We start from the raw sequence: 15,810 nt of genomic DNA, 5'->3' as shown, positions 1-15,810 counted from the left end.
AGCGATGATGTGGCGCGTGACACGTCCGCCAGCCAGCAGGTTCACGAGCAGCAGGTTCACGACGAGCAGCGAGCGGGACCTCGAGGCGTTACGCCGCATGCTGCGGATCCGCCGTTTCGAGGAATCGGCGATGGACATCGTGCGCAAGGGCCAGGGCATCGCCGGCTCGGTGCACATCTGCATCGGCCAGGAGGCCACGATCGTCGGGTCCTGCCTGGCGCTGCGGGACGACGACTACATGGTCGGCTACCACCGGTCGCACGGGCACCCGATCGCGAAGGGCGCCCCGCTCGGACCGCTGATGGCCGAGCTGATGGGCCGGTCCACCGGGGTCTGCCACGGCAAGGGCGGCTCGATGCACCTGGCCGACTTCGGCGTCGGCAGCCTGGGGGAGACCGCGATCGTCGGCGCGGGCATCCCGCAGGCCGTCGGCGCCGCCTACAGCGCCCGCGTCCGCGGGACCGATCAGACCGCGCTCGCGTTCTTCGGCGACGGCGCGGCGAACATCGGCTCGTTCCACGAGGGCCTCAACCTGGCCGCCGCCTGGCGGCTCGGCGTGGTGTTCGTCTGCGAGAACAACCTGTACGCGATGTCGACGGCGCTGGCCGACACGATGGCCAGCGACAGCATCGCCGACCGGGCCGCCGCCTACCGGATGCCGGGCGTGATCGTCGACGGTCAGGATCTCGCCGCCGTGTACGACGTCGTGAGCGACGCCGTCGAGCGTGGCCGCGGCGGGGGCGGCCCCACGCTGGTCGAGGCCAGGACGTACCGGTACCGCGACCACGCCGAGTACGGAAACATGGACCTCTCGCACCGCCCGGCCGACGAGGTCGAGCACTGGAAGGCCCGCGACCCGGTCGAGCTGTTACGCGCCCGGCTGCTCTCCGAGGGTGTCGCCGAAACCGACCTGGCCGCGATTGCCGAAACGGTCGCCGAAGAGATCCGGGCCGCGGTCGCGTTCGCCAAACAAAGCCCGCAGCCGGCCCCCGAGGAGCTTTTCGACGACCTGTGGGCCACCCCGCTGGAGACGACAGCAACGGGGGTTTCCCGATGAGAACGATGAGCTACCGCGAGGCGCTGCGCCTCGCGATGCAGGAGGAGATGCGGCGCGACCCGACCGTCGTCGTCTTCTGCGAGGACGGCCGGTTCTGGACGATGCCGACCAACGGCTTCGTCGACGAGTTCGGCCCGGACCGGGTGCCCGTGATGCCGATCTCGGAGGAGGGCTTCACCGGTGCCGCGATCGGCGCGGCGATGACCGGCCTGCGTCCGATCGTCGACTACACGATCGCGAACCTCATGTACGTCGCGTGGGACCAGATCGTGAACCACGCCGCGAAGAACCGGTATCTGTTCGGCGGCCAGGCGAGCGTCCCGATCGTCTTCCGCGCCGCGATGAAGTACGCCAACGCGACCGCGGCCCAGCACTCCGACCGGCCGTACCCGCAGCTGATGAACGTTCCCGGGCTGAAGATCGTCGTGCCGACGACACCGGCGGACGCGCTCGGGCTGTTGAAGTCCGCGATCCGGGATGACGACCCGGTGGTCTTCTTCGAGCCGCTGCGGCTGTGGGGCGCCAAGGGCGAGGTGCCGGACGGGGACCATCTGGTCCCGCTCGGCAAGGCGGCTGTCAGGCGGGAGGGCCGGGACCTGACGGTCGTCGCGATCGGCGACGCGGTGCCCGCCGCGCTCAGGGCGGCGGACGAGCTCGCGAAACAGGGCTCGCAGCTGGAGGTCATCGACCCGCGCACCCTGGTCCCGCTCGACAAGGACGCGATTCTCGCGTCCGTCGAGAAGACGGGCCGCCTCGTCATCGCCGACCCCGCGCACAAGACCTGCGGCGCGGCCGCGGAGATCTCCGCGATCGTCGCCGAGGAGGGCTTCGCCTTCTTGCGCGGGCCCATAGCCCGGGTCGTCGCGCCGGACGTCCACCCGCCCTTCAGCCCCGCGCTGGAGCGGCTCATGTACCCGACGCCCGAAAAGATCGCCGCCGCGGCCCGGGCCCTTCTCGCCGGCCCGGCGCCGGCCTCGCAGCCGAAGGAGCTCGCGACCCGATGACCACCGAGGTGAACCTGCCCCAGTTCGGCATGGGGATGACGGAGGGCACCGTGCTGGCCTGGTTCAAGAACGAGGGCGACGCGGTGACGGAGGACGAGGAGATCGCCGAGATCGAGGCGGAGAAGACCACCGTCGTCGTCGTCGCCCCGGCGACCGGCCTGCTGTCGAAGATCCTGGTCCAGCCGGAGGAGACCGTGCCGGTCTTCACCGCGCTCGCGCTGATCGAAGGAGACTGACGATGGCGGCTCCCGAAGGGCGCCCGACCGGCGGCGAGGGCCGGGTCGCCGGCAAGGTGGCGATCGTGACCGGCGGCGGCCAGGTGCCCGGGCCGGGCGTCGGCACCGGCAAGGCGACCGCCCTGCTGCTGGCCCGCCACGGCGCCTCGGTCGTGCTCGTCGACAACGAGCCCGACCGCGCCGAAGTCACCCGCAAGGAGATCGAGCAGCTCGGCGGGGCGGCGGTCGTCGTCGCCGGCGACGTCACGGTCGCGGCCGACGCGGAGCGCTTCACCCAGGCGGCGCTCGACAGCTTCGGCCGGCTCGACGTGCTGGTCAACAACGTCGGGGTCTCCCGCCCGGGCAGCATCCTCGACACGACCGAGGACAGCTGGGACGACCTGCTGCGGATCAACCTGAAGTCGGTCTACCAGGTCTCCCGGTTCGCCATCCCGGCGATGGCCGCGACGGGCGGCGGATCGGTCGTCAACATCTCCTCGATCGGCGCGCTGCGGGCGATCGGCTTCGCCGCCTACTCGGCGGCCAAGGGCGGCATGATCTCGCTGTCCCAGGAGATGGCCGCCGCGCACGGGCCGCAGGGCATCCGGGTCAACGTCGTCGTCCCCGGCTCCGTGCAGACGCCTCGTACCCAGGGTGCCGCCGAGAAGCTCGGCCAGGACCTCGGCGAGATCCAGAAGACCGCGGCCGCCGTCCTGCCGCTCGGGACCGTCACCCACGGCACCGGCTGGGACATCGCCTACGCCGCGCTGTTCTTCGCCAGCGACGAGTCGAGCTGGATCTCCGGCCAGGTGCTCGCCGCGGACGGCGGCGCCAGCGTCACGCTGCCCGCGGTCGCGCTGGCCTCCCTTCGTCAGCGCCAGGCGGGCTGACGGCATGGCCGGGTCGCTGACGCCGCAGGAGCTGTTCGCCGAGTGGGGCGCCGCCTGGGTGACCAGGGACCCAGCCGAGCGGCTGCGCCGGTTCACCGCCTGCTGTACCGCCGACGTCGAGTTCATCCCGCCGGACGAGCGGCCGGTGGTCCGCGGCCGCCAGGCCCTCGCCGAGCACGTCACCGCCTACACCGCCGACTGGCCCGCCGGGGTCACCGTCACGCTTGCCCGCCCGCCCGATACGCACCACGGCTGGAGCCGGGGCTTCGTCCGCTGGACGTTCCCGACCACCGTCGCGATCGGCTGCGACCTCATCCGGATCGAGAACGGGAAGATCGCCACGATGCTCGTGTTCATCGAAAGCCCCGAGCAGTGACCGGCCACGAGGGCAGCGCCCGGAAGGTCCGGGAGTCGCTCGGGCACGTCGTCATCGACGCCGACGCCCACCACGTCGAGATCAGCGTCGCGTTCGCCGAGTTCGTCCGGGACAACGGAGGCGGTCAGCTGCTGGATGACCCGGCCGTGCGGGCCGTCGGCCTGGCGGACGGCGCGGGCGAGCACGTCCCGGCGCTCGCCGAGCGCCGGCGGCTGCATCTCTCGGCGCGGCCGGTCTGGTGGACGCCGAGCGACACCCTCGACTACGCGACCGTCGCGATGCCGTCGCTGTACCACGAACGGCTCGGTGAGGCCGGCATCGACTTCGCGGTGGTCTATCCGTCCCGCGGCATGGTGCTGCTGGGAATGGAACGCGAGGAGACCCGGGTCGGGCTGGCCAGGCTCTACAACGAGTACGTCGCGCAGGCCTATGCCCCCTACCGGGACAGGCTGGCCCCGGTCGCGCTCATTCCCGCGCACACCCCGGACGAGGGGATCGCGGCGCTGGAGCATGCCGTGTCGCTCGGCCTGCGGGCCGCGCTGATGCCGTCGTTCGTGTGGCGGCCGATCCCGGCCTTCGCGGACGCCCCGCCCGAGTACCGGTCCCGGCTGCAGCGGATCGACAACTTCGGCCTGGACAGCGACCACGACTACGACCCGTTCTGGGCGAAGGCCGTCGAGCTCGACGTGCCGCTGTCCTGCCACTCGTCGGGTTTCCGGTTCACCGGTCATTTCTCCCCGTCGAACTACTCCTACGCGGCCGGGCATTTCGGGGCGGTCGGCGAGGGCACGGCGAAGTCGCTGTTCCTCGGCGGGGTCACCAGCCGCTTTCCCGACCTGCGGATCGCCCTGCTGGAGGGCGGCGTCGCCGGCGGGGTCCGGGTCTTCGGCGACCTCGTCTCCCGGTTCGAGAAACGCGGGAAGAACGGCCTCGGCCGGCTCGACCCGGCCAGGTTCGACGCCGCCCAGCTCGCCCGGCTGGCCCGGCAGCACGCGCCGGCGCTCACCCGGTTCGCCCCGGAGCAGCTGATTCCCGGCGTCAACGCCCCCGACGGCCAGGTCGACGACTTCGCGGCCAGCGGGGTCGGCAGCGTCGAGGAGATCCGGGACCAGTTCTGCCGCAGCTTCTACTGGGGCTGCGAGGGTGACGACCCGCTCGTCGGCCTCGCCTACGACCGGCGGGTGAACCCGCTCGGCGCCCAGCTGCGCCCGATGATGGGCTCCGACCTCGGCCACTGGGACGTCCCGTCGTTCACCCACCCGCTGCTGGAGGCCTACGAGCTGGTCGAGGACGGCATTCTCACGCCGGCCCAGTTCGAGGAGTTCGCGGGTGTGAACGCGGTGCGGTTCTACGGCGGCGCGTCGACCGCGTTCTTCGCCGGGACGGCCGTCGCCGGGGACGCGGAACGCATCCAGGCGGCCGACCGCGTCGCCGCATCACAACTGGCGTCGGCCTGAACGGAGCACACGGCATGACGGGACACACGGAATGAATGCTGAGATGCAGCGGGAGTTAGGCCGGCGCACGCTGGACCTGATCGACCGGCGGACCACCGACCTGGCCGAACACACGATGGAGGAACCGCTCGACGGTTACCGCTCGCCGGAGCAGTTCGAGCGGGAACGGCGCCTGGTGTTCAGCCGGTACCCGATGTTCGTCGGGCTCAGCGGCGACCTGCCCGAACCGGAGTCGTGGCTGACGTTCGACGCGACCGGCACGCCGATGCTCCTGACGCGGGACGACGACGGCCGGGTTCGCGCCTTCCTGAACATGTGCCAGCACCGCGGTGTCCGGGTCGTCGAACCGGGGCGCGGCACCGCCCGCCGGTTCACCTGCCCGTTCCACGCCTGGTCGTACAGCCTTGAGGGAAAGCTCGTCGGCCTGCCCGGGTCGGAGGGCTTCAACGACCTGCGCCGGGAGGACCGTGGGCTGATCGAGCTGCCGGTACAGGAACGCCACGGCCTGATCTTCGCGGCGGCGCATCCGGACGCGCGGTTCTCGCTGGAGGAGTACTTCGGCGGTCTCGACGAGCATTTCGCGTCCTTCGGCTTCGAGAGCTGGCACTCGATCGCCGCGACCCACCGGCACCCCGTGGCGACGAACTGGAAGGTCGTCTGGGGCACCCACTGCGAGACCTACCACTTCGCCCAATTGCACCGCGCGACCGCCGGCCCGCTGGTCTACAGCAACACCTCGGTCGCGGACTTCTACGGCGACCACGCGCTGATGACGTCGACGATGCGCACCGTCGACAGGCTGCGGGAGATCCCGGAAGAGGACTGGCGCCCGGTCGACGACGGTCAGATCAACCTCAACTACCGGCTCTTCCCGAACCTGAGCTTCTCGGTGGTCGGGGACCGGCTGGAGATCTTCACGATCTATCCGGGGGAGAGCCTGCACGAGACGGTCGCGCTGCACTACGCCTACCGCCGCGAGCTGCCCGCGTCCGACCAGGAGGCGAAGGAGCTGGAGGAGGCGGTCCGCTGGGCCTGCCAGACCGTCGTCGACAAGGAGGACTACGAGATGGCCACCCGCGCGGGCCTCGGGCTGCGCTCGCCGTTCGTCCCGAAGACCCTGGTGTTCGGCCGCAACGAGCCGGTGATGCAGCACATGGCGCGCACGCTGCGCCGCGTTCTCGCCGAGGCTCCGGAATGACCGACGCGGTCAGGCCGACCGGCCCGCTCGCCGGGCGGGTCGCGCTCGTCACCGGCGCGGCGCAGGCGGCCGGTCGTGGCTATGCCCGCGGACTCGCCGCCGCGGGCGCGCACGTCGTCGTGGCCGACCAGTTTCCGGACGCGGGCCAGGAGACCGTCGGCCTCGTCGAGAAGGACGGTGGCGTCGCCCGGTTCTTTCTCCTCGACGTCACGGACGAGGCCAGCGCGCGGGCGGCCGTCGCGTTCGCCGTCGAGACGTTCGGCCGCCTCGACGTGCTGGTCAACAACCCGAACCGCTACCGGGACACGAAGTACACGCCACTCGCGGAGATGACCGTCGAGCACTGGGACACGACGATGGCGGTGATGGTCCGCGGCACGTTCCTGCTGTGCAAGGCGGCGGTCCCCGAACTCGCGAAGTCGGCGGCGCCGGCCATCGTCAACCACACCTCGTCGGCCGCGTACGGCGTGCGCAACTGGCTGGACTACGGGACCGCCCGCGGGGCTGTCATCGCGATGACGAAGTCGCTGGCCAAGGAGCTGGCCCCGCTGGGCATCCGGGTGAACGCGCTGTCGGTCGGCTCGATGGCGGCCGAGGCGATCTCGCTGGGCGTGCTGGAGCGCGAGGAGCAGATGACCGGGACGCCGGAGTTCGGCCTGCAGCTCATCCCGCGCGTCGCGACCGAGGACGACGTGGCTGGCCCGGTGGTCTTCCTCGCGAGCGAGGCCTCCCGCTACATGACCGGCCAGACCATCTCCTACGACGGCGGCAAGTTCTTCCTGGGCTGAGCGACGCTTTGTCGCGCGTTTCTGGAGGTCCCCATGACGGAGCTGACGCCGGCCGAGGTGATGGAGGTGCTCGCCGCGTCCTGGCGCCCGGACGCGATGAGTGACCCGAGCACTGCCGAGCGCTGGGCGACGGTTTTCGCCGACGACATCGTGCTGGTCGAGCCGGAATCACTCCCGCACGGCGGGGTGCACCGGGGCCTGGCCTCCTTCCACGCCGTCCAGGCCGGCATGCGGGCCCACTGGGACCAGCGCATCGAGGCCACCGAGTACTGGCAGTGCGCCCCGGACCTGTTCGCCCTGCGGATCGTCATCCGGTGGACGGCCCGCGCCACCGGCCGCTCGGTGGTCTTGCCCATGATCGACATGATCCGGATTCGCGGCGGCCAGATCTTCGAGATCGAGGCCTACGTCCACGACACCAAAGCCCTGCTCGAAACGCTCGACCCGCGTGGCGAGGAGGTCTCTATGAACTCCGGGCCCGGACGGTAACCCGGGGCCCCGGCGACGAGAAATGAACGAGGGCTCACTTATTGGTATTCTGTGCCCAGATGGCCCGCCTCGGTCGGTATGACCGCGTACGTGAGCGTGAGGTACCTGATGGACACGACGGCAGCGCCCGCCGGCCCGGTCGGCACGACGATCGACGATGCCTGGGTCGAGCACCACTTCGACCACCAGTCGACCGAGCTGGCCAACGACTTCCACCCGACGCTGGCCCGGACCCGGTCCCGCTGTCCTGTCACGCACAGCGACCAGCACGGCGGGTTCTGGGTGGCGACCGGCTACGAAGAGGTACTCAGCGTCGCGCAGGACTGGGAGACGTTCTCCTCCGCGCAGGGCATCACGATCGCGGCGACCGAGCAGCACACGATTCTTCCGGTCACGATCGACCCGCCGCTGCAGCGTGAGTTCCGCCGCGTCATCAATCCTTACTTCCGGCCGGTAGTCGTCGCGGAATGGGAGAAGGTCACCCGCGACCTGGTCAACCGGCTGATCGACGATTTCATCGAGCGCGGCGAGTGCGAGTTCATGGACGCATTCGCCCGCCAGTTGCCGGGGCTGTCGTTCTTCGACTTCGCCCTGCACGCGCCGAAGGAGGACCTCGCCCAGGTCAACGAATGGGCGATGCTGACCTCCAAGCCGGTTCCCGAGGCGCGTGACGCCCTGTTCAAGCTGGCCGGCTGGATTTCTGAGCTGATCACCGAGCGGCGCCGCACCGGCCCGCGCGGCGACGTGGTCGACGCCGTGCTGGCCGCCGAGATCGAGGGCCGGCCGATCACCGACATCGAGGCGATCGGCACGATCCACCTGCTCATCCTCGGCGGCCTCGACACCACCGCCGGCGTGCTCGGCATGGCGATGCTGCGGTTCTGCGCGCACCCGGAGATCCCGGAACTGCTGCGTGACCGGCCCGACCTGCTGACCAACGCGGTCGAGGAGCTGATCCGCCTCGACAGCTCGTTCATCAGCGTCGCCCGCACCGCCACGAAGGACACCGAGGTCGGAGGCTGCCCGATCAAGGCGGGCGAGCAGGTCCTCATGTACTGGGCCGCGGCCAACCATGACGAGAACGAGTTCGAGGACCCGGAGACGTTCGACCCCGAGCGCGCCCGCAACCGGCACATCGCGTTCGGAGCCGGCCCGCACCGCTGCGCCGGCTCCAACCTGGCCCGGATGAACCTGCGCATCGCCGTCGAGGAGATCGTCACCCGCCTGCGCGACATCAGGCTCGCGCCGGACGCCGACATCCACTGGCACTCGACCTACAACCGAGCGCCGCTGGAGGTCCCGATCACCTTCACCCCGGGCCCTCGGCTCTCGCCCGTCGACTAGCGAAGGGCCGGGCCGGGATTGGGCCTCTCGAATCCCGGCCCGGACCGGCGGCCTCGCCCTACGACGGGGCCTGGCGCGCGGCACCGCTGGTGAGCAGTCCAGCGATCTCCGTGTCGGAGAAACCCCAGGCCAGCAGGGCCTTGCGGGTGTGCTCGCCCGCCGCGGCCGGCGGGCTGACCGGCCCGGAAGGCGTGCGGCTGAACCGCGGCGCCGGCGCGGGCTGCACGACGCCGTCGACGTCGACGAAGGTCCCGCGGGCGACGTTGTGCGGGTGCTGGGCCGCCTCGGCGGGCGTCAGTATCGGCGTGAAGCAGGTGTCGGTGCTTTCGAGCAGCTTCGACCACTCGTCCAGGGTCCTGGTCCGGAAGACGTCGGCGAGTTGGTCCCGCGCGGCCGGCCAGGTGGCCGGGTCGCTCTGCCCGCGGACCAGCTCCGCCTCGGCTTCGTCGTCGAGGCCGATGAGCGCCAGGAGCCGGGAGTAGAACTGGTGCTCGCCGGCGCCGACCGCGACGTGCCGGCCGTCGGCGGTCTCGTAGACGTTGTAGAACGGCGCGGCCAGACCCAGGATGTTCTGCCCCGGGTCGTCAGCCCAGCTGCCCTCGGCGCGCATCCCGTGCAGCAGCGTGGTCAGCAGCGCGACGCCGTCGACCATCGCCGCGTCGACGACCTGGCCGCGTCCCGACACGGCGCGCTCGACCAGCGCGGCCAGCACCCCGACGACCAGCAGCATGCCGCCGCCGCCGTAGTCACCGAGCAGGTTGAGCGGCGGTGCCGGCGGCTGCCCGGACCGGCGCAGCGGTTCCAGCGCGCCCGCCAATGCCACGTAGTTGATGTCGTGGCCGGGGCTGCGGGCATACGGCCCGTCCTGGCCGAACCCGGTCATCCGCGTGTACACCAGGCGCGGGTTGCGGTCCAGGCAGAGATCCGGGCCCAGCCCGAGCCGCTCGGCGACGCCGGGCCGGAAACCCTCGACCACGACGTCGGCGCCGTCGATGAGCCGCAAGGCCGCCGCGGCCCCGTCCGGATGCTTCAGATCGAGCGCTACCGACGGCCGCCCGCGGGTCACCAGGTCGTGACGCCGATGCCCGCGCAACGCTCGCTCGGTGGCGCTCTCGTCGTCCCCAGTCGAGACGTCCTCGACGCGGGCCACCCGCACGACCTCGGCGCCCAGATCCGCGAGCACCATGACCCCGAACGGGCCTGGCCCTCGTCCGGCCAGCTCCACCACCCGCACTCCCGCGAGCGGCCCACCCCGCGGCCGGCCACCGTCACCGTCGATCACGCTTCCGAAAGCAGTCTCCACAGGTAGAGGAGTGTACGTTCACTCACTCCGGCGCGCCGGGATCGTCGGTTCGGTTGCCCGTCGGGTCGGCGGGTGGCAAGACTTTCCTTGCTTTCGTGGGCGCGGCCCGGACCGCCATGGTCGCCGGGAGCCGCCTGACGCGCGGGAGGTCGCCATGACCGGTACGCCGGAGCCGCAGGCCGGGCACTCGAACGAGGGAGTGCCGGGCGACGGGGCAAAGATGTTCTTCTTCGACTCCAACACGCTGCCCTACCGGAGCAACGAGGAGGTCGCGCAGCTGTTACCCGAGGAGCAGCGCGACGAGTTCCTCGACTCGGTGGGTCGTGACCTGGTGTCGACGACGATCCTGTACTCGCCGACGATGACCGTCGTCCGGTCACGCGTCGGCCCGGGTGCCCTGGTCCGGCCGCACCGGCACGGCACCAACCAGCTGACCTACCTGCTCGCCGGCGAGCTGCGCTACGGCCGGCGGGTCACCAGGGCCGGGCAGGGCGTCTTCAGCCCGAACCAGAAGTACACCTGGGTCGCCGGCCCCGAGGGCGCCGAATGGATCGAGATCCACGACGGCCACCCGAAGGCCTACCAGCTCGACTGACCCCGCCGCCGGAATCCCGACGACCACGCCACCCGGACCCCGAGTCGGCGATCATGCCCCGGAGGCCAGCGCGGGAGTCACTCGCGCAGGCGGGCGGCGTAGTCGGCGCGGCCGGCGGCGTCGATGAGCTCCAGGCGGAAGCCGTCGGCGCGGACGAGGTAGGCGAACAGGGTGGGCCGGCCGTCGGCGTCCGGCTTCGTCATCTCCAGGCGCCAGCCCTCGGCGGCCAGCCGGGTGACGTCGGCTGCGAGGTCGTCGGTCCAGTAGGCGAAGTGGTGGACCCGGGGGCCGGTGGTCGCCCAGATCGTGCCGGGTCGGCCCTCGATCAGGTCGAGGTGGATCGGGCCCTCGCGGGAGACGCAGGAGCGCGGCCTGGGGTTCGGGACGCCGTCGACGGTGTGGAACAGGCCCTCGCCCGTGGTGGGCGTCGTCCAGGTCAGGCCCAGCGCGGTGGCCAGCTCGCGCATCGCGGCGCCGAGATCGTCGGTGGTGACGCCGATGTGAAAGGGCACCGCGTCCATGAAAGCTCCGCTCTGCCGGTGCGAGCCCGCTGTTGACCGTCGCTGTTGTTGACCATCGCGAACGACCGGCGTTACCTTCCTCACGTCGAATGCAAGGCTACCCTTGCTTCGCCCGGCGGGAGGGTCAGATGGCGACGGTCCAGACGTCCACGTTCGATCACCTCGCGCCCGAGGTCGCCGGCCCGCGGTACTGGGACGCGGTGCGCGAGCTGGCCAGCCTCGGGCCGTTGACCTGGGTCAGCAGCAGTGGCGGCTACTGGGCCGCGACCTCGTTGGACCTGGTGCTGCGCCTCGCCCAGGACTGGGAGTCGTTCACCTCGACGCAGGGGGTGTCGATCACCAGGCCTGGGTTCGACCTGATGCCCCAGTTGGTCCCGATCGAGCTGGACCCGCCGCGCCAGCGGGCCTACCGCCGCCAGGTCAACCCACACCTGACGGTGAAGGCGCTCGCCGACCTGGAGGACCGGATCCGGGGGGTCGCCGACGAGCTGATCGACGGGTTCGCCGACGCCGGGGCCTGCGACCTGGCGGTCGACTTCGCCCGCCCGTTCCCGGGCACGGTGATGTTCCGCCTGCTGTTCCAGACCACCGACGAGGACTTCCGGATCGCCGAGCCCGCGGCCCGCGCCATCAGCTTCGAGTCGGACCCCTACCGGACCGCGGCCGGCGCCGGCGTTCTGCGCCAGTGGGTCGCCGGCCTGTTCGCGAGCCGCGGCACCGAGCCGACCCGCGACGACGTCGTGACCGCCGTCCAGCGGCTGAACGACGGCTTCCGGGGCGGCCAGGACGAGGGGTCGGACGAGCCGTTCGTCGACCACGAGTTCCTCTCCGGCCTGCAACTGCTCATCCAGGGCGGGATCGGCACGTCCGCGAGCGCCATCGGCGCGACGATGCGCATTCTCGCCGAGCGCCCGGACCTGCAGGCGGCGGTCCGGGCGGACCTCTCCCTCGTCCCCGCGCTGGTCGAGGAGTGCATCCGGCTGGAGACCCCGCTGCCGCTGATGTTCCGCACGGCGACGAGCGACGTCGAGATCGCCGGCCGCCTCATCAGGAAGGGCGAGAAGGTGGGGCTGTTCTTCGGCGCGGCCAACCGTGACCCGAACGTGTTCGAGCGGCCCGACGAGGTCGTCCTGAACCGGCCGCGCAACCGCCACCTGACGTTCGGCGCCGGCCCGCACCGCTGCGTCGGCTCCAACCTGGCCCGGCTGCAGATCAGGGTGGCGGTCCGCCGGCTGCTCGAACGGCTCGGGCCGTTCCACATTCCGGCCGGCGCCGAGGTGACCTACTTCAGCCTGCAGGCCCGGGGACCGGCCTCGGTTCCGCTGGTCTTCGAGCCCGTCTGATGACGGCCGACCCGGCCGGCGGCGCATCGCCGCGGGGGCCGTCGGCCGTGCTGCTTACGCTGGCCGGGTGACCACACGGCAGGGCGCGCGCGGAACGACCCGGGACCGCATTCTCGAAGCGGCGATGGACGTCTTCGCCGAGTCCGGGTTCAGCGGGGCCACGATCAGTGAGGTCGAGCGCCGGGTCGGCCTCGCCGTCGGCACCGGCAGCCTCTACCGGCACTTCCCGTCGAAGGAGGCGCTGCTCACGGCGGCCGTCGACCGGGAGGTCAGCCGGCTGCGCGACGAGATGGCGCAGGCCAGGGCCGGGCTGCCGGCGTCCGGCGACCCGGTCGAGCACCGGCTGCGCACGTACGACCAACTGCTGCACGACCTGCGCCGCTTCGACCGGCTGTTCCGCCTCATGCTCAACGAGGGGGACAGAGTTCCGGAGCTTCGCACGGCGATCTGGGCGGCGCTGGCGCGCCCGGTCCTCGCCGACCCGCGCGGCCAGGACGTCGTCGACGCGATCGCGGTCGCCGCGCTCGGCGGCTACCACCTGTTCTCGACGATGCAGGGCCACCCGTTCAACGGCGTCGGCCAGGACCAGTTCCTGCGCACCCTGGTCGAGCTCACCAGCCCCCGCGACAGCGGCAGCGAGTAGCCGCGAGCCGCGGGGGCTCCTGGCGGCGGGACGCGACGCGCCCCGCCTTCGGCCTAGGCCAGGACGATCGCGCGTTCGGGGCAGTTGTCGGCGGCCTCGCGGGCCTTGGCCTCCAGCTCGACCGGCACCTCGGGATCCACGACGGACCCGAAGCCCTCCTCGTCGAGCGCGAACACCTCGGGGCAGATCTCCCAGCAGCGCGCGTGTCCCTGGCACTTGGCGGCGTCGACCTCGGCCTTCATGGCGCCCCCATCCCTTCGATCGGGCCGCGTCCACGCGGCCGGGCAGGCTAGAACGTAGCGGACAAAGCCCACGGACCGTCCGGGAAGGGGCGGCCGAGCAGATCCATGCTGTAGACGATCCGGCCGGTGACGGTTCCCGCCGGCGTGCTCACCAGGCGCAGCGTGGCCTGCGCCATGGCGTCGTCCGGCTCGACCGGCGCGTTGCCCGCGTTGTGCGGCGCGACGACGGCGACGCCGGGCGTCAGCACGAGTCCGGACGTGCCGAGCGCGTTCACGCTGACGCCGGTCCCCTCCAGCTCCGCGGCGAGGCCGGTCGTCAGCCGGTCCAGCGCGCTCTTGCACATGCCGTAGGGGACGCAGCCGTCGCGGGCCCAGTCCGGATAGGGCGGGCCCAGTGGGTGGCGGGCCTGCTTGGAGGTGATGTTCACGATCCAGCCCTGGCCGCGCTCGACCATCCCGGGGACGGCCAGCTGGCAGAGCCGGAACGGCGTGTGCACCATCATCCGGAACATCAGCTCGAAACGCCTGGGCGTCACGTCGAGGGCCGGCCCGTAGAAGTTGACGCCCGCGTTGTTCACCAGGATGTCGACCGGGCCGAGCGCGTCCTGCGCGCGGGCCACGATCGTCTCGACGTCGGTGGGCGACGTCAGGTCGGCCTGGACCGCCGCCGCCCGGCCGCCGTTCGCGGTGATCCGGGCGGCCAGCTCGGAGATCGAGCCGGGAAGCGGCGACGAACCGGCGTCGAGAGTCCGGGCGACGAGCGCGACCGCCGCCCCCTGTTCGGCGAGCAGTTCGGCGATGTGCGCGCCGATGCCCCGGCTCGCACCGGTGACGACCGCGACGCGGCCGGCCAACGAACCCACGGCTACCTCGCGATCGACTCGTCGGACCGACCGGCACCGGCCGGGCTCGCCGGCGGCTGCCAGCGCGCCGATACTAACAGAGCGCTCACATACTTACCTGCTCCGATGTGCCCGCCGCGGGGCCGCGATCGAGGTCTCACGGTCCGGCTCGACGGTGCCCGCGCGGACACCTCGCGGCCGAGGCCAGGCGCGGTTAGGCTCGCTTGTGGAGTGAGCGGTTACTGAGCTACTGTCGGGCGATCCGGTCCAGCCACCAGCCGGCCGTGCCCGGTGTCACGCTCGCGCCCGCCGCCCCGCGGCCTGGCTCGCGGGCGTCCCGGACGCAGCGGGGCAGCTGACGCCGCAGGGGCTGTGCGCCGCAACGAAGACGCCTGGCAACGAAGACGGGAGAGGTCGTCGATGAGGGTCGCCGTCGCCTACGAGGCCGGTAAGCCGCTCGTGCTTGAGGATCTCCCGATCCCCACGGTCGGGCCGCGCGACGTGCTGGTCCGGATCGCCGCGAGCGGGATCTGCCACACCGACCTGAACGTCATCGAGGGCCGCTCGGCGCTGCAGCTGCCGATCGTGCCCGGCCACGAGGCCACCGGCCTCGTCGAGCAGGTCGGTGCCGAGGTCCGGCGGGTCCGGCCAGGCGACCGGGTGCTCGCCTCGGTGTCGCCGGCCTGCGGCTCCTGCTGGTGGTGCGTCAACGGCATGTCCAACCACTGCGAGCGCGGGCCGCTCGTCCAGACCGCCGCCCGGTTCGCCCTGGACGACGGGCGCACCGCCCGCGCGGTCTGCGGCTGCGGCTCGTTCGCCGAGGCGATGGTCGTGGACGAGGCGAGCGTCGTCGCCGTCCAGACCGACCTGCCCGACGAGCAGCTGGCCCTGCTCGGCTGCGGGGTCACCACGGGCGTCGGCGCTGCGCTGAACACGGCCCAGGTCAGCCCCGGCTCCACGGTGGCCGTCATCGGGTGCGGCGGCGTCGGCCAGTCGGTCATCCAGGGCGCCCGGATCGCCGGCGCGGCCGTCATCATCGCCATCGACCCGGCCACCTCGCGCCGGGAGGCCGCGCTGCGGGTCGGCGCGACGCACGCCGTCGACCCGGATGAGGCGGACCCGGTCGAGCAGGTCCGCGCGCTGACGGGCGGGCGGGGCGCCGACTACAGCTTCGAGGTCGTGGGCCTTCCCGAGCTGATGACGCAGGCGTACGCGATGGCGAGGATGGAGGGGACGGTGACGCTGGTCGGCATGCCGGCCATGGGCGCCTCCGTCACGCTGCCCGCGATCCCGGCGGTGTTCTCCGGCAAGAAGCTGGTCGGCTCGCCGGTCGGCGGCTCGCAGATCCTGCGCGACTTCCCCCGCTTCATCCGGCTGGCCGAGGCCGGCCGGCTCGATCTCGGGCAGATGGTGTCGCGCCGTATCAAGCTGGAAGACGTGAACGAGGGCGTCGAGCTGACCCACGCGGCGGAGGGAATCCGCACCGTCATCGTCTAGACCCTC

General features: G+C 71.8%; 18 protein-coding genes. 14 read left to right on the top strand and 4 right to left on the bottom strand.

Features of this window, described 5'->3' with window-relative positions; genetic code table 11:
- Window positions 1-16: 16 nt before the first annotated feature.
- From FRAEUI1C_RS27230 to FRAEUI1C_RS27185, 10 genes are all read left to right on the top strand, one after another.
- Window positions 17-1,057, top strand: a complete 1,041-nt coding sequence (locus tag FRAEUI1C_RS27230) for a thiamine pyrophosphate-dependent dehydrogenase E1 component subunit alpha (protein WP_013426584.1) — start codon at window positions 17-19, stop codon at window positions 1,055-1,057.
- A complete protein-coding gene (locus FRAEUI1C_RS27225; RefSeq protein WP_013426583.1) occupies window positions 1,054-2,061 on the top strand; it encodes an alpha-ketoacid dehydrogenase subunit beta in 1,008 nt (335 codons plus the stop codon). Before FRAEUI1C_RS27230 ends, FRAEUI1C_RS27225 begins: the two co-directional genes overlap by 4 nt.
- Window positions 2,058-2,297: a lipoyl domain-containing protein gene (locus FRAEUI1C_RS27220; RefSeq protein ID WP_013426582.1), complete on the top strand. Its 240-nt coding sequence runs from the start codon at window positions 2,058-2,060 to the stop codon at window positions 2,295-2,297. The genes FRAEUI1C_RS27225 and FRAEUI1C_RS27220 overlap by 4 nt, the downstream gene beginning before the upstream one ends.
- 2 nt (window positions 2,298-2,299) lie before the next feature.
- Window positions 2,300-3,166, top strand: a complete 867-nt coding sequence (locus FRAEUI1C_RS27215) for an SDR family NAD(P)-dependent oxidoreductase (RefSeq protein WP_013426581.1) — start codon at window positions 2,300-2,302, stop codon at window positions 3,164-3,166.
- A gap of 4 nt (window positions 3,167-3,170) precedes the next feature.
- Complete coding sequence (locus FRAEUI1C_RS27210) at window positions 3,171-3,542, top strand: nuclear transport factor 2 family protein (RefSeq protein ID WP_013426580.1); 372 nt, start codon at window positions 3,171-3,173, stop codon at window positions 3,540-3,542.
- A complete protein-coding gene (locus FRAEUI1C_RS27205) occupies window positions 3,539-4,999 on the top strand; it encodes an amidohydrolase family protein (RefSeq protein WP_013426579.1) in 1,461 nt (486 codons plus the stop codon). Before FRAEUI1C_RS27210 ends, FRAEUI1C_RS27205 begins: the two co-directional genes overlap by 4 nt.
- Before the next feature lie 43 nt (window positions 5,000-5,042).
- Complete coding sequence (locus FRAEUI1C_RS27200) at window positions 5,043-6,197, top strand: aromatic ring-hydroxylating oxygenase subunit alpha (protein ID WP_232425138.1); 1,155 nt, start codon at window positions 5,043-5,045, stop codon at window positions 6,195-6,197.
- Window positions 6,194-6,985 carry an SDR family NAD(P)-dependent oxidoreductase gene (locus FRAEUI1C_RS27195; protein ID WP_013426577.1) on the top strand — a complete coding sequence of 264 codons (792 nt, stop codon included), beginning with the start codon at window positions 6,194-6,196 and terminating at the stop codon, window positions 6,983-6,985. Before FRAEUI1C_RS27200 ends, FRAEUI1C_RS27195 begins: the two co-directional genes overlap by 4 nt.
- 33 nt (window positions 6,986-7,018) lie before the next feature.
- A complete protein-coding gene (locus FRAEUI1C_RS27190; RefSeq protein ID WP_013426576.1) occupies window positions 7,019-7,474 on the top strand; it encodes a nuclear transport factor 2 family protein in 456 nt (151 codons plus the stop codon).
- 108 nt (window positions 7,475-7,582) lie between these two features.
- A complete protein-coding gene (locus tag FRAEUI1C_RS27185) occupies window positions 7,583-8,818 on the top strand; it encodes a cytochrome P450 (protein WP_013426575.1) in 1,236 nt (411 codons plus the stop codon).
- 58 nt (window positions 8,819-8,876) lie between these two features.
- Here FRAEUI1C_RS27185 and FRAEUI1C_RS27180 read toward each other — a convergent pair whose 3' ends face one another.
- Window positions 8,877-10,100 (bottom strand): CaiB/BaiF CoA transferase family protein, encoded by a 1,224-nt coding sequence (locus FRAEUI1C_RS27180; RefSeq protein WP_013426574.1) that lies wholly within the window; start codon window positions 10,098-10,100, stop codon window positions 8,877-8,879.
- 175 nt (window positions 10,101-10,275) lie between these two features.
- Here FRAEUI1C_RS27180 and FRAEUI1C_RS27175 point away from each other — a divergent pair, with 175 nt between their 5' ends.
- The gene (locus FRAEUI1C_RS27175; RefSeq protein ID WP_013426573.1) at window positions 10,276-10,716 is read left to right on the top strand and encodes a cupin domain-containing protein; all 441 of its coding nucleotides are present in this window, start codon (window positions 10,276-10,278) and stop codon (window positions 10,714-10,716) included.
- A gap of 77 nt (window positions 10,717-10,793) precedes the next feature.
- Here the strand turns inward: FRAEUI1C_RS27175 and FRAEUI1C_RS27170 are convergent, their stop codons facing one another.
- Complete coding sequence (locus FRAEUI1C_RS27170) at window positions 10,794-11,237, bottom strand: VOC family protein (protein WP_013426572.1); 444 nt, start codon at window positions 11,235-11,237, stop codon at window positions 10,794-10,796.
- 128 nt (window positions 11,238-11,365) lie between these two features.
- Here FRAEUI1C_RS27170 and FRAEUI1C_RS27165 point away from each other — a divergent pair, with 128 nt between their 5' ends.
- Entirely contained in the window at window positions 11,366-12,580 is a 1,215-nt protein-coding gene (locus FRAEUI1C_RS27165; protein WP_013426571.1) for a cytochrome P450, read from the top strand.
- Window positions 12,581-12,647: 67 nt separating this feature from the next.
- A complete protein-coding gene (locus FRAEUI1C_RS27160; RefSeq protein WP_013426570.1) occupies window positions 12,648-13,223 on the top strand; it encodes a TetR/AcrR family transcriptional regulator in 576 nt (191 codons plus the stop codon).
- Between the two features lie 53 nt (window positions 13,224-13,276).
- On the opposite strand, the gene FRAEUI1C_RS27155 is transcribed toward FRAEUI1C_RS27160, so the two are convergent.
- Window positions 13,277-13,465, bottom strand: a complete 189-nt coding sequence (locus tag FRAEUI1C_RS27155) for a ferredoxin (RefSeq protein ID WP_013426569.1) — start codon at window positions 13,463-13,465, stop codon at window positions 13,277-13,279.
- 47 nt (window positions 13,466-13,512) lie between these two features.
- Complete coding sequence (locus FRAEUI1C_RS27150) at window positions 13,513-14,328, bottom strand: SDR family NAD(P)-dependent oxidoreductase (protein WP_013426568.1); 816 nt, start codon at window positions 14,326-14,328, stop codon at window positions 13,513-13,515.
- A gap of 399 nt (window positions 14,329-14,727) precedes the next feature.
- On the opposite strand from FRAEUI1C_RS27150, the gene FRAEUI1C_RS27145 reads away from it, so the two are divergent.
- Window positions 14,728-15,804 (top strand): Zn-dependent alcohol dehydrogenase, encoded by a 1,077-nt coding sequence (locus FRAEUI1C_RS27145; RefSeq protein ID WP_013426567.1) that lies wholly within the window; start codon window positions 14,728-14,730, stop codon window positions 15,802-15,804.
- Window positions 15,805-15,810: the final 6 nt, after the last annotated feature.

Origin of the sequence: Pseudofrankia inefficax (assembly GCF_000166135.1) — a bacterium.
Lineage (GTDB): Bacteria > Actinomycetota > Actinomycetes > Frankiales > Frankiaceae > Pseudofrankia > Pseudofrankia inefficax.
The sequence above is the reverse complement of the archived record's forward strand: the minus strand, read 5'-3'. Positions and strand labels throughout refer to the sequence as shown.

What these genes read in the sequence shown, in the direction of transcription:
- FRAEUI1C_RS27225 (WP_013426583.1), top strand. Translation starts at nt 1,054, where the DNA reads ATGAGAACGATGAGCTACCGCGAGGCGCTGCGCCTCGCGATGCAGGAG.
- FRAEUI1C_RS27220 (WP_013426582.1), top strand. Translation starts at nt 2,058, where the DNA reads ATGACCACCGAGGTGAACCTGCCCCAGTTCGGCATGGGGATGACGGAG.
- FRAEUI1C_RS27215 (WP_013426581.1), top strand. Translation starts at nt 2,300, where the DNA reads ATGGCGGCTCCCGAAGGGCGCCCGACCGGCGGCGAGGGCCGGGTCGCC.
- FRAEUI1C_RS27210 (WP_013426580.1), top strand. Translation starts at nt 3,171, where the DNA reads ATGGCCGGGTCGCTGACGCCGCAGGAGCTGTTCGCCGAGTGGGGCGCC.
- FRAEUI1C_RS27200 (WP_232425138.1), top strand. Translation starts at nt 5,043, where the DNA reads ATGCAGCGGGAGTTAGGCCGGCGCACGCTGGACCTGATCGACCGGCGG.
- FRAEUI1C_RS27195 (WP_013426577.1), top strand. Translation starts at nt 6,194, where the DNA reads ATGACCGACGCGGTCAGGCCGACCGGCCCGCTCGCCGGGCGGGTCGCG.
- FRAEUI1C_RS27190 (WP_013426576.1), top strand. Translation starts at nt 7,019, where the DNA reads ATGACGGAGCTGACGCCGGCCGAGGTGATGGAGGTGCTCGCCGCGTCC.
- FRAEUI1C_RS27185 (WP_013426575.1), top strand. Translation starts at nt 7,583, where the DNA reads ATGGACACGACGGCAGCGCCCGCCGGCCCGGTCGGCACGACGATCGAC.
- FRAEUI1C_RS27175 (WP_013426573.1), top strand. Translation starts at nt 10,276, where the DNA reads ATGACCGGTACGCCGGAGCCGCAGGCCGGGCACTCGAACGAGGGAGTG.
- FRAEUI1C_RS27170 (WP_013426572.1), bottom strand. Translation starts at nt 11,237, where the DNA reads ATGGACGCGGTGCCCTTTCACATCGGCGTCACCACCGACGATCTCGGC.
- FRAEUI1C_RS27165 (WP_013426571.1), top strand. Translation starts at nt 11,366, where the DNA reads ATGGCGACGGTCCAGACGTCCACGTTCGATCACCTCGCGCCCGAGGTC.
- FRAEUI1C_RS27155 (WP_013426569.1), bottom strand. Translation starts at nt 13,465, where the DNA reads ATGAAGGCCGAGGTCGACGCCGCCAAGTGCCAGGGACACGCGCGCTGC.
- FRAEUI1C_RS27145 (WP_013426567.1), top strand. Translation starts at nt 14,728, where the DNA reads ATGAGGGTCGCCGTCGCCTACGAGGCCGGTAAGCCGCTCGTGCTTGAG.